The organism is Candidatus Acetatifactor stercoripullorum, assembly GCF_944382095.1.
Taxonomy (GTDB): domain Bacteria; phylum Bacillota; class Clostridia; order Lachnospirales; family Lachnospiraceae; genus Acetatifactor; species Acetatifactor stercoripullorum.
In genome coordinates this window covers 1-12,321 of sequence record NZ_CALWMU010000058.1, presented here as the reverse complement: position 1 = coordinate 12,321, position 12,321 = coordinate 1, and the positions used below count along the sequence as shown (strand labels likewise).

General features: G+C 46.6%; 12 protein-coding genes. 9 read left to right on the top strand and 3 right to left on the bottom strand.

The window, feature by feature from the left end; genetic code table 11:
* Positions 1 to 228 precede the first annotated feature (228 nt).
* The 5 genes from SHK35_RS13265 to SHK35_RS13245 all read left to right on the top strand — a co-directional run bounded on the left by SHK35_RS13265 (position 229) and on the right by SHK35_RS13245 (position 5,423).
* Positions 229 to 1,065: a hypothetical protein gene (locus SHK35_RS13265; protein WP_318703383.1), complete on the top strand. Its 837-nt coding sequence runs from the start codon at positions 229 to 231 to the stop codon at positions 1,063 to 1,065.
* An 83-nt stretch (positions 1,066 to 1,148) separates the two neighbouring features.
* Positions 1,149 to 2,498 (top strand): glucose-6-phosphate isomerase, encoded by a 1,350-nt coding sequence (locus tag SHK35_RS13260; RefSeq protein ID WP_318703384.1) that lies wholly within the window; start codon positions 1,149 to 1,151, stop codon positions 2,496 to 2,498.
* Positions 2,499 to 2,631: 133 nt separating this feature from the next.
* Positions 2,632 to 3,597, top strand: a complete 966-nt coding sequence (locus SHK35_RS13255; protein ID WP_318710134.1) for a D-2-hydroxyacid dehydrogenase — start codon at positions 2,632 to 2,634, stop codon at positions 3,595 to 3,597.
* A gap of 127 nt (positions 3,598 to 3,724) precedes the next feature.
* Complete coding sequence (locus SHK35_RS13250; protein WP_318710133.1) at positions 3,725 to 4,855, top strand: DUF6709 family protein; 1,131 nt, start codon at positions 3,725 to 3,727, stop codon at positions 4,853 to 4,855.
* 136 nt (positions 4,856 to 4,991) lie between these two features.
* Entirely contained in the window at positions 4,992 to 5,423 is a 432-nt protein-coding gene (locus SHK35_RS13245; protein ID WP_318703387.1) for a GtrA family protein, read from the top strand.
* An 89-nt stretch (positions 5,424 to 5,512) separates the two neighbouring features.
* On the opposite strand, the gene SHK35_RS13240 is transcribed toward SHK35_RS13245, so the two are convergent.
* Positions 5,513 to 6,214 (bottom strand): 5'-methylthioadenosine/adenosylhomocysteine nucleosidase, encoded by a 702-nt coding sequence (locus SHK35_RS13240; RefSeq protein WP_318710132.1) that lies wholly within the window; start codon positions 6,212 to 6,214, stop codon positions 5,513 to 5,515.
* Between the two features lie 136 nt (positions 6,215 to 6,350).
* On the opposite strand from SHK35_RS13240, the gene SHK35_RS13235 reads away from it, so the two are divergent.
* Positions 6,351 to 7,226 (top strand): ROK family protein, encoded by an 876-nt coding sequence (locus SHK35_RS13235; RefSeq protein WP_318710131.1) that lies wholly within the window; start codon positions 6,351 to 6,353, stop codon positions 7,224 to 7,226.
* 185 nt (positions 7,227 to 7,411) lie between these two features.
* Complete coding sequence (locus tag SHK35_RS13230; RefSeq protein ID WP_318710130.1) at positions 7,412 to 8,746, top strand: MATE family efflux transporter; 1,335 nt, start codon at positions 7,412 to 7,414, stop codon at positions 8,744 to 8,746.
* Between the two features lie 13 nt (positions 8,747 to 8,759).
* Here the strand turns inward: SHK35_RS13230 and SHK35_RS13225 are convergent, their stop codons facing one another.
* The gene (locus SHK35_RS13225; protein ID WP_318703400.1) at positions 8,760 to 9,239 is read right to left on the bottom strand and encodes an S-ribosylhomocysteine lyase; all 480 of its coding nucleotides are present in this window, start codon (positions 9,237 to 9,239) and stop codon (positions 8,760 to 8,762) included.
* Between the two features lie 171 nt (positions 9,240 to 9,410).
* On the opposite strand from SHK35_RS13225, the gene SHK35_RS13220 reads away from it, so the two are divergent.
* The gene (locus tag SHK35_RS13220) at positions 9,411 to 10,694 is read left to right on the top strand and encodes an AAA family ATPase (protein WP_318710129.1); all 1,284 of its coding nucleotides are present in this window, start codon (positions 9,411 to 9,413) and stop codon (positions 10,692 to 10,694) included.
* 11 nt (positions 10,695 to 10,705) lie between these two features.
* Positions 10,706 to 11,128, top strand: a complete 423-nt coding sequence (locus tag SHK35_RS13215) for a hypothetical protein (RefSeq protein ID WP_318710128.1) — start codon at positions 10,706 to 10,708, stop codon at positions 11,126 to 11,128.
* A 37-nt stretch (positions 11,129 to 11,165) separates the two neighbouring features.
* Here the strand turns inward: SHK35_RS13215 and SHK35_RS13210 are convergent, their stop codons facing one another.
* Positions 11,166 to 12,158, bottom strand: coding sequence for a pectinesterase family protein (locus SHK35_RS13210; RefSeq protein WP_318710127.1), 993 nt, complete (start codon positions 12,156 to 12,158; stop codon positions 11,166 to 11,168).
* Between the last annotated feature and the right edge of the window lie 163 nt (positions 12,159 to 12,321).

Sequence of the window (12,321 nt, the reverse complement as noted above, 5' to 3'; positions counted from 1 at the left end):
ATTTTATCATCTTTTTCCGCAAAAGGGCTTGTTTTCAGGATTTTTTGTGCGAATTATTTTTTTCCTTTCAGAACTGTTTCCCGGCCATTGATGGTGGTTTTTGTCTCTTTTTGTAAGAAAAATACGATGAATTATTTCCCAAATCAGGTTATAAATGGATTATACTTTTAGTATGGCAGACGTTCCTTGCAGACAGCGGTGCGTCGCGCCAGGGAAAGGAGTTTTGTCATGTTTCGTATTTTTCAGGAAGAAAGGGTAATAACTGCCTGCATGCTGTCGTTTTTTGCAGTCAGCATTCTTGTGAGATTATTTTTGGGATGGGTTTACCGCAGCATGATCCGGGAGGCGGACAATATGGCGGCCACAGAAAATAAGCTGCTTAAGCAATGCAAGCTGAAATTTGCCAACTGCTATGAGCTGAACAACGGAGTGGCCAATATTCCCGTTTTTGTGGACAAGTTTTTAAACAGGCTTTCCTTCGGCCCCATATCCTTTGAGACCTTATACCATCTGTCCGGCCAGGCTATGCTTTTGTCTGTGGTATGCGCCGGGATCGGCGTATGCAAAAGCATTGTGGAGGGACGTATGCTCGGGGAGATTCTGCCCTTCTATATTGTGAGCTTTATCGGGCTGTACCTTTATTTTTCCGTATCCACTGTGATGGACATTAAAGGCAAGAAAAGAATTCTGAAGGTGAATCTGGTGGATTATCTGGAAAATCATCTTTCCGCGAGAATTGATGTGACCCAGAGGGATATGGAAATGCTCTATGGCTCCAGACAGTACAGAGGACGCTCCAGAAGACGGCGGGGGACGGTGGAGCTGATGCCCATCGGGGGACGGCTGATTCCGGAGGAGGTGCAAAGCGACGCCTCCGGTCGTCAGGAACCGGCTCCTTACCGCCAGGAGGGGACAACGTACCGTCAGGATGGGTATTCTTATCGTCAGGATACGGCTTCCTATCGTCAGGAGGCGGACTCTTGCCGCCGGGAGGACTACAGGGAGCAGGACGCTAAGGTAAGCGAGGAGGAGCTGGAGGCCCTGCTGAAGGAATTTCTTGGATAAGAGTCTTGAATTTGCTATATAACTTTGCTAGAATTGAGACAAGAAGTATATACAATTCCCATTATGTGGAGAGGAGCAAACATATGAGCAAACAGGTTTCCTTTGATTATTCCAAAGCAGCCTCCTTTATCTCGGAGGAAGAAATCGGGTACATGAAAAAGCTGGCTCTTGACGCTAAGGAGGTATTGGTCTCCAAAACCGGCGCGGGCAATGATTTTTTGGGCTGGATTGATCTCCCGGTGGATTACGACAAGACGGAATTTGAAAATATCAAACAGGCGGCAAAGCAGATACAGAGCGATTCGGAGGTGCTTTTGGTCATCGGCATCGGCGGCTCTTATCTAGGCGCAAGAGCAGCCATTGAATTTTTGGGACACAGCTTCTATAATGTGCTGGATAAGAGTGTCCGCAAGACCCCTGAAATTTATTTCTGCGGCAATTCCATCAGCTCCACTTATCTGAAGCATCTGATGGATGTGGTGGGAGACAGGGATTTTTCCATCAACATGATTTCCAAATCCGGCACCACCACCGAGCCGGCCATTGCGTTCCGGGTATTTAAGGAGAAGCTGGAGAAAAAATACGGAAAAGAGGGCGCGGCCAAGAGAATTTATGCTACCACTGATAAGGCGAAGGGAAGCTTAAAGCATCTTGCAGACGAAGAGGGCTATCAGACCTTTGTGGTTCCCGACGATGTGGGCGGAAGATTTTCCGTGCTGACTGCAGTGGGGCTTCTTCCCATTGCCGTAAGCGGCGCAGACATTGACAAGCTGATGGAGGGTGCGGCAAGTGCAAGAAAGCGTGCCCTGGAAAATGATTTTGAACAAAACGACGCCCTGCAGTATGCGGCGCTGCGGAATATCCTGCTGCGCAAGGGCAAGAGCGTGGAGATTCTGGCAAACTATGAGCCCGCTGTCCACTATGTGAGCGAGTGGTGGAAGCAGCTCTACGGCGAGAGCGAGGGAAAGGATCAGAAGGGTCTGTTTCCTGCAAGCGTGGATTTGACCACAGATCTGCACTCCATGGGACAGTTTATTCAGGACGGCTCCAGAATTATGTTTGAGACCGTGATCAATGTGGAGACCTCCAGAGAAGAGCTGATTATCGGCGAGGAGCCTGTGGATTTGGACGGGCTGAATTATCTGGCGGGCAAGAGCGTTGACTTTGTCAATAAGAGCGCCATGAATGGCACCATTCTGGCTCATACCGACGGACAGGTGCCCAACTTTGTAATCAACGTGCCTGAGGTAAATGAATTCTACCTGGGCGAGCTGTTCTACTTCTTTGAATTTGCCTGCGGCGTAAGCGGCTATCTGCTGGGAGTGAATCCCTTTAATCAGCCTGGCGTGGAGAGCTATAAGAAAAATATGTTCGCACTGCTGGGAAAACCGGGCTACGAGGCACAGAGAGAGGAGCTTTTAAAGAGGCTGTAACAGCCATAAGGCCATAAGAAGCATATTTTATAGGAAGAAAATGTCAAAGGGCTGCCGCAATGGTGCGGCGGCCCTTTTTCCATACATGCGCCGCCAGGCCCATGTTTTTAAAGTGCAGATAGGGAGAGTTAGTATGAACATTGTAATTTTAGAGAGAAACAGCGTGGGAACCGATGTTTCCGTGGACTGTTTTGAAAAACTGGGAAATGTGACCTGCTATGAAAATACAGTGACTGAAAAGGAAGCGGCAGGGCGGATTGGGGATGCGGATGTGGTGGTGGTGAACAAAGCGCCCATGAATGAGGAATCGCTTAAGAATGCTTCCAAGGTAAAGCTGATCTGTGAATTTGCCACCGGCTATGATAATTGTGATCTGGACTATTGTACCAAAAGAGGCATCAAGGTGGCTAATGTGGTGGACTATTCCACCGCCATGGTAGCCCAGCATACCTTTACGCTGGCGCTGGCCCTTCTGCAGAAGCTGTCTTATTATGACAATTATGTGAAATCCGGAGCCTACAGCGCCCAGAGCCGTTTCTCCAATTTTGATCTTCCCTTCCGCGAGCTGGATGGGAAAACCTGGGGAATTGTTGGGATGGGAAATATTGGCCGCAGAGTGGCAAAAATTGCTGCTGCCTTTGGCTGTAAGGTAATTTTTTATTCCATCACCGGAAAAAGCACCTGCACAGAATATGAGCAGGTGGATAAGAATGCGCTGCTTGCACAGAGCGATATTTTGTCCCTCCATTGTCCCTTAAGCGATTTGTCCCGTGACTTTATCGAAAAGGAGGCATTATCCAAAATGAAATCCACAGCCATTCTCATCAATGTGGCCAGAGGAGGCGTGGTGAACAACAGGGATTTGTATGAGGCTCTTGAGACAGGCCAGATCCAGGCGGCAGGTCTGGATGTGGTAGAAAAGGAGCCTTTGACGCAGGACAATCCGCTGAGCCGTATCAAGGACAGCAGCCGCCTGATTATTACTCCACATCTGGCCTGGGCCAGCGTGGAGGCCCGTACCAGATGCGTGGAGGGAGTTTATGAAAATATAAGGGCATTTTTAAATGGTGAAGAACGCAATATCGTAAATCCACAGTGATTTTCGCGCTTTATGGGAAGGATTTCCCTGTTTGCTTTTTCGTTTTTTTATGTTAAAGTAATAACAAATACAGGCTGGCGGGGATAGTCTGCATGAAAACAATGGGAACCTATGAGGAGGGTGTAACATGATAGACACACTGAGGAGCTTTACGAGAAAAAGCGGAATCATCCGCATTGTGATCGGAGCAGTGGTGATGATCGCCTGTCTGATTATCACGAAATTTGCCATTTTTGATTTGATTCTGGGACCGGTGGAGATTGATATGACGCAGGATCCGGCACAGTACGAGGGCAGATGGGCAACCATCCAGGTGCAGAATCTGCTCACCGACTATGTGGAGCATAGAACCACAACGGAGTATGAATCCGGGAGAACCACCACTTCTACCGATGGAAACAGTTACATAGCCTTTTACGCTGACGATAACTATGAGACTATGACCTCCACTTGGTATTATTTCAGCTTTTATCTGCCCCAGCGGGATCAGGAGGAGGCTTATGCCATGATTGACGACACATGGGCGTATTGGGAGGATTACTCCGGCGCGGTGGAGGCTCCTGAGCCCATGAAGATTACGGGAACCTGGGAGAAGCTGGAGGGCGACCTTTTAGACTATTATATCGAGACCCTGGAATATGATCTTGGCATAGTGGAAGATGGAGATGACATTTTTGTGGGCTATACGCTGAATACGGACAGCGTAGGCGGCGTAAAGATCAGTACCTTTGTAATATTTACCATTGTGGCTTTTGCGGCGCTGGTGTACATAATAGTACAGATTGTAAAAGTATGCAGCAATGGGTGCGCAAAAACCATCGCCCGGTATGTTCAGGAGAATCCCGGCATTTCCATGAGCCAGGTGGAAACAGATTTCGCAGCGGCGCACCAGATTGGAAAGCAAAAGGTTTGGATCGGCAGAAACTGGACTGTCTATATTACAGGAATGAAGGTACATATTTTCGCAAACAAAGATGCGGTATGGGCTTATTATTACAGAAGGACGGGCAGAGGCTCCGTCAGTGAAATGCGGGTATATATGATAGGGAAAAAGATACATCATATTCCGCTTACTGAGGCGCAGACCCAGGAGGCCATGGGCTATTATGGAGCAGAGCAGCCTCACATGGTGCTGGGATACAGCGCTGAGCTGTTAAACATGTTCAATAAGAACTTTCAGGATTTTTTGAATTTAAAGTATAATCCTGTGAGACAGCAGCAGGCGCAGGACCCCTTTAACAGCGTTTACAATAGCTGACGGGCACAGGGATTGTTTTTTATCTTTGCATCTGAATTTTAAAATCGGACGGTGGATTTCTTGACAAGCAGTCTGAAACATAGTAAGTTTATATTGTTACCGTTCTGCACACAATATTTTAGAATGAGGAAGCAAAATGATAGAAAAAATAAAAGCTCTTTGTGTGAAATATGAGGAGATTATTGCATATTTGATTGTGGGTGTGCTGACTACGCTGGTGTCCTGGGGAGCCTGCTGGATTTTTGAGGCTACACTGCTCAATCCGGATATCGGCTGGCAGAACGCGCTGATCAATACCCTGGGCTGGGTGGCTGGTGTGCTGTTTGGCTATGTGACCAACAGAAAATATGTATTTAAGAGCACCAACCCTCATATTTTAAAGGAATTTTCCCAGTTTGCGGGAGCCAGAGTATCCACCTGGATATTGGATATTGTGATCATGTATGTGACGGTAAACCTGATTCAAATGAATTACTGGATTGCCAAAATTTTTATATCCTCGGTTTTGGTTATGATCGCCAACTATGTGTTCAGCAAGGTGTTTGTATTTAAAAAGGAAAAGAAATAGGGGAATTTAGGGGGATAAATCCCCCTGGAAAAACTGAAAAATCAGAAAACGGCATGACCCGAAGGGCTATGCCGTTTTTTCAAATGTACTTATTTCAACTCTCCCAGCATATCCTCTACAAGTCTGGCGGAATGTCTGGCGGCAGCCTTCTCAAAAACAGGGTATTCCACCTGGGCGCTGTCATCTGCTTTATCTGAGATGGCGCGGATAATCACAAAGGGGATGTGGTTTAAAAAGGCGCAGTGGGCGATGGCGGCTCCCTCCATCTCTGTGCAGTCCCCCTGAAATTCTGAAATGAGACGCTCCTTTACCTCCTTTTTGGAGATAAACTGATCCCCGCTGACTACCCGGCCGATCACTGCGTGCACACCGGGATTGACTCTTTCGCAGGAGGTCTTGGCCAGTGCGGCCAGACGCTCGTCTGCTGGAAATTCTCTGGTGCCAAGCTGAGGGATTTCTCCCAGCCGGTAGCCGAAAATCACAGCGTCCACGTCATGGTAGAGAGCATCCCGGGAAATCAGGATATCGCCAATGTCCAGCGCAGCATTCAGAGAGCCTGCCACTCCTGTATTGATAATGTGTGTCACCTGGAAATCGTCTGCGAGAATCTGCACGCACACGGCGGCGTTGACCTTGCCGATACCGCTGCGGACAATGACAGCCTCAGCTCCATTAAGGGCGCCTTCAAAAAACTCCATTCCTGCCTTTTTGCGGATATTTGAAAGGGTCATCTTGGATTTTAATTCCTCAACCTCTAACTCCATTGCTCCGATAATTCCGATTTTGTTCATGTTAAAGTATCCTTTCTGTTTCTGCGTTCTAAGTATACAATATTTATGGGGAAAAGGGAAGATAAAAAAGTCTTGGAAAAAGTCATCCGGGGTGAGATAATATGTATAAAAGCATAGAATAATCTGGAGGTACAAAATGAAAATAGGAGCTTTGGAAGCAGGAGGCACTAAGATGGTATGCGCTGTGGGAAATGAGGAGGGAGAAATCCTGAAAAAAATCACTATTCCCACTGAAACGCCCCGGGAAACGATGCCGAAAATGCTTGATTTTTTTGAACAGGAGCAGGTGGAGGCTTTGGGAATTGGCTGTTTTGGCCCCATCAATCCTGTAAAGGGGACGCCCCATTACGGATATATTACATCCACGCCCAAAATCCCCTGGCAAAATTATGACATCGTGGGTGCCTTTGCCCAAAGGCTGCACTGTCCTGTAGGATTTGACACGGATGTGAATGCGGCGGCCCTGGGAGAAGCCTCCTATGGAATTACCAAAGGATTAAGAAACAGCATTTATATTACCATAGGCACCGGCGTAGGTGTGGGCGTTTTTTCAGAGGGAAGGCTTTTGCACGGCATGATGCACCCGGAGGGCGGGCACATTCTGGTAAAAAGACATCCGGATGACCCCTATGAGGGTGCCTGTCCTTTTCACAAAGATTGCTTTGAAGGGCTTGCGGCGGGACCGTCTCTGGAAAAGCGCTGGGGGGTAAAGGGAGCACAGCTTTCAGACCGCAGAGAGGTATGGGAGATCGAAAGCTATTATATAGCCCAGGCCTGCATGGACTACTGCGTGATCCTGTCGCCGGAGCGCATTGTTCTGGGAGGGGGTGTGATGAAGCAGCCCTCGCTGCTGCCCCTGGTGCGGGAAAAATTTGCAGAGATGATGGCGGGATATATTCAGACCCCGCAGGTGCAGGATGTGGAAAAATATATCGTTGCGCCCGCCCTGGATGACGAGCAGGGAGTGAAGGGCTGCATCCGCCTGGCTCTGGAGGCCGTACACAACCCTTGACAGGCAGTCTCTGTTCGTCTATAATAGCGCTTGAAAATTTTGAGTGGATTTTTCTAGATGATGTCATCACCTTTTCGCCACACAGTTATCTTTTTGATAGTTGTGTGGCTTTTTTGCGTCTGTATGGCATCAGGAGAAAATTCTGCGGGCAGAATATAATTTTGAGGAGTTTTACAGGAACGATTATGAATGAGAATTTTATGAAAGAGAGGCCGGTTCTGCCATTGCTTTTGTCCATGGCGCTTCCAATGGTATTGTCCATGCTGGTGAATTCTCTCTATAACATTGTGGACAGCTTTTTTGTTGCCCAGATAAGCGAGGACGCCATGACGGCATTGTCGCTGGTTTATCCCATTCAGAATTTTATCAATGCGGTTGGGATTGGCTTTGGTGTTGGCATCAACGCAGTGATTGCCTTTTATCTGGGGGCGGGCGATTCTTCCAGGGCGGACAGGGCGGCCTCACAGGGACTTTTGCTTGCTGTGGTTCACAGCATTGTTATGACCATCGGCTCTATTGCGGTTATGCCTGTCTTTTTGAGAAGGTTCACCTCTTCCGAGACAGTGATTGATCTTGGCCTTAGATATTCTGCCGTGGCATTTTTGTTTACGATAGTTATCGTTGCTGGGGTGACCTTTGAGAAAATTTTTCAGGCGGTGGGAAGCATGAAGGTGACGATGGTCAGCCTCATGTGTGGGTGTGTTGCGAATATTATTTTAGACCCCGTACTGATCTTCGGGCTTGGGCCGTTTCCGGAAATGGGGATGGAGGGCGCTGCGCTGGCCACAGGAATCGGGCAGTCGTTTACATTGGCCATCTATCTGGTGGTCTATTTGGTGCGCCCGAGCCGTGTCCGCATCCGCAGACAGTATCTTGCCCTTGACAGGAAAATGGTTTTGAAATTGTATTCCATCGGTATCCCTGCATCTTTGAATCTGGCGCTGCCCTCTGTTTTGATTTCTTCCTTAAATGCAATTCTCTCGTCCTACTCAGAGGTGTATATCCTAGTGCTGGGAATTTATTACAAGCTGCAGACCTTCCTATACCTTCCCGCCAATGGGATTGTCCAGGGAATGCGTCCTCTGATCGGATTTAACTATGGAGCCGGAGAGCATAAGAGAGTGAATCAGATTTATCAGATTGTTCTGTGCATGAGCGGAAGCATTATGATTCTGGGCACTGCGATCTGCCTGATCTTCCCGGGGCAGCTCATGAGCCTGTTTACGCACACGCCGGAAACAATCCGGGCCGGCGAGACAGCCCTTCGCATCATCAGCGCAGGCTTTTTGGTCTCTGCCGTCTCGGTAACCTCCTCAGGGGCGCTGGAAGGATTGGGCAAGGGGGTGCCGTCTCTGGTGATCTCCTTGTGCCGCTATGTGATAGTCATCCTCCCCGCAGCATTTCTGCTTGGCAAAATTTTCGGCCCGGTGGGTGTGTGGAACGCTTTCTGGATAACAGAAGCGGTTACAGCAGTCATCGCCTTTGGCGTTTACCGCAGTTCAACACGACCACAGAATTGACATTGCTAATATTTTATTGAGGATAAACCAGCCTCTCCTCCCCAATGCTCTGCAGAACATTTTCCAGATAGCGCTTTGCCAGATAATTTGCCATACCCAGATTCATGTCCAGATAATTGCCGCAGTCCTTGGGGGAGGCGCCGGGCACCTCATCCCGGTAGTCCCGGATAAAGGTGAACATTTCCGTGATCAGGGGCACCACGTCCCGGGAAGCGTAATCTCCGGCCAGCAGCAGATAAAAGCCGGTTCTGCAGCCCATGGGGCCAAAGTAGATGACCTTATCCTTATAGGAGGGGTGATTGCGTAAAAAGGTGGCTCCCAGATGCTCTATGGTATGCACCTCCGCAGTATTCATCACCGGCTCCTCGTTGGGGCTTGTCATTCTCAGATCAAAGGTAGTGATGGTCTCCGCGCCCACCTGATCCTTTCTGGACACATATACGCCCGGCTGCAGCTTGATATGATCTATGGTAAAGCTTGCAATCTTTTCCAAATCTGAGATCTCCTTTCCTTTTGAGGCTTGAATAGGTAATTGCGAAACTCGCTATGCTCAGTATACCCTATTCCCGGAAGAAAGAAAAGGGAAAAAAAGATAGCAGGAAAAAACGAAATATGCTATCATGAAAACAAGCATATATATTTATGGATGATCGGAGAGAAAATTTTGCACAGAATAGTAATAAACAAATTGGGGCCTATCAGCTATTGTGAATTAAAATGTTCTGATTTTCTGACTTTTACAGGATTTCAAGCATCAGGCAAGAGTACAATTGCAAAGGCAATATATTTTTTCAGAACGGTGAAGGAAGATATTTTAAATATATCTGTAAAGCAAGCAGTGGATGCTTATCAGAGTGAGAAAAGTTTGAGGCGCAGGCTGGAGGCTGTCTTACGAGAAAAATTCCTTCGAATTTTTGGTTCATCATGGGGCATGGAAAATGATATGTTTTTGGAATATTTTTATACGGACAGTGTGTATATAAAGGTCATGCTGATGAAAGAAACGGTATATTCTACGCCAAATTATGTCTGGATTGAGTTAAGTGATGAAATCAAATCTTTTTTGCGTATGCACAACAGATTTTTAAAGGCAGAATCTACAGGAATTCCAGAAATGGCAAAGGAAGCATTTAAACGTGATTTAAATAATTTTTTTGATGATAAGTTTTCTGTTGTATATATTCCTGCAGGAAGAAGCATGATCACCTTGCTGTCCAACCAATTAAGTTATATTTATTCTACAATGGAAGATTCTCAGAAACGTGCTCTTGATTACTGCACACAAGATTATCTCGAAAGAATACTGCGCCTTAAAACAGAGTTTGAATATGGAATTCGAGGTCTTCAAAGCAGGGGCGGAGGGAAAAAATCTCAGGAGGCTGTTAAAAGAGCCATACAGCTGATAGATAATATATTATGTGGAACTTACCAGTGCAATAACGGCGAAGAGCAAATTATGCTGGATAATGAAAGGTATGTGAAAATAAATTTCTCATCATCCGGACAGCAGGAGGCGGTTTGGATTTTGAATTTATTGTTTTATTATTTGGTGAAAAATGAACCTATTCTTTTCATCATTGAGGAACCGGAGTCACATCTATTTCCAGAAGCTCAAAAGTATATCACTGAACTAATAGGGCTGGTTTTCAATCAGGGGAATTCCATGTTGGTTACAACCCATAGTCCCTATGTGCTTGGTGCATTGAATAACTTATTATATGCAAACCGTATCTCCTTAATAGATGCTTCAAAAGTGGATGAAGTGATTTCAAAAATGCTTTGGCTGCAAGGCGAAAAATTTTCAGCATGGTTTGTCAAAGATGGCAAAATTGAAAACTGCATTGATGAAGAAATAGAAATGATTCAAAATCAAAAAATAGATGAGATATCAAAAGTAATTAATTCTGACTTTGATAAAATTTTTGATATACAAATAAACAACAGCTAGGTGGTGCACATATGCCGATTATAGGGTTTGACTCTCTGTGTAACGACAGGGCGAAAATTATTGTGTCTCAGGACAAGGGGCAAACGAGAAAGCACATTGCGCATAATCATTCTTCAGCAAAGGTATCCCATTACAGGGTAGACGGTGTAATAATAAAGCAAGGGAATAAGTGTGATTATTTATTGCTGAATAATGATAAGAGGACAGCCTATTTTATTGAGTTGAAAGGTTCTGATTTAGTTTGGGCAGCAAAGCAGATAGAGGCCACTCAACAGATACTGCAGAAGGATTTGGAAGCATATTCTAAGGAATACCGTATCGTTGCCAGCCGTTGCAAGACCCAGGAAATAGAAAGCGCTGAGTTTAAAAAATATCGTTTTAAATGGAAGAAAAAGCTAAAATATAAGACAGAATGTCTTGAAGAAAACATATGAAAAAATCCCTGTGGCAATTCTCGCCACAGGGATTTTTTCAAGGATTCCAGCCATCCGGCCCCTTGAGCACATTTTCTCTGGAAAAGTAATCGTCCAGCTGGGGATTTTCCAGCTGTCGGCTGAAGGGAGCTCTTTTTTCCGGGGCAGCGCCGGGGCCTTCGTTTGCATATTCCACATAGTCGCAGAGCACCTCGGCCCTTACCCGCCCCCAATTCTGCCAGCCCTCGGGACAGATGTGGGGATCCATGGTGCAGCGCACAAAGGCGGTCTTGGCAAAATCCCTCCAGGGACGGCCCAGATAGACGTTTGCGTCCTCCTCCCCGGTGAGATGGCAATGGGAAAAGACCAGACCGTATTCCTGTTCCTTTGGAGTGCTGGCGGCGGTGATGAAAGCCTTCTCTTCGCTGGAGCGTTCTCTGGAATGAATTTCACAATTCTCAAAAAAGGCTGTGTTGGGACCAAAGATAAAATCCACGTCGCCGCAGATATAGCAGTCCTTGAAATAATTGCGGATAAGGCTGTGATCCACTTTTATTTTGGAAGCGGCAAAAAAGTCGGGCAGCATCAGCTTTTTCATCTGACAGGTGATGGGCTCTCCCACAAAGAGGGTGTCCTGCCATCCTAAAAGGCGGCAGTTATAAAAGCTGAGACGGTCCGCCGCCGCATATACGGCCAGAGCCTGTCCGGCCTGACAGCCTGGTCCGGCAGTGTTCTCCACTGTAATATTTCTGACAGTAATGTCTTTTCCTGCAAAAAACAAAACGGCAGTGTTAAAAGTGCCATATTCCCCGTCTCCATCCGGACGGGGTTTTTTTGCGCCGTCTCCATATCTGAAAATCACAGCGCCGGGGTCCGGCCCCATTCCCACAATCTCCAGATTTTCCTTTCGGATAAATACCTTTTCTTCGTATATGCCGGGCTCCACACAAATGCGGACGGTTTCCGAAAGACCATCTGCAACAGAAAGCACCGCCTCCTGCAGTGTGGGAAAGGCGTTTTTTTTATTTTTTGCAACAGTAATAGTAAGCATATGTTTTCTCCTTCTTTTAAAATTTTCAGGTAATTGCGAACCCCGATTTCTGGTATCAGAAACTGGGCGTAATAACCAAAATAAGGGTGACTAGTACATCGAATAAAAATTAACTGACACAAATATCATTAGATTTTACGCCAGCCTCTACAGCTTCAGTTAC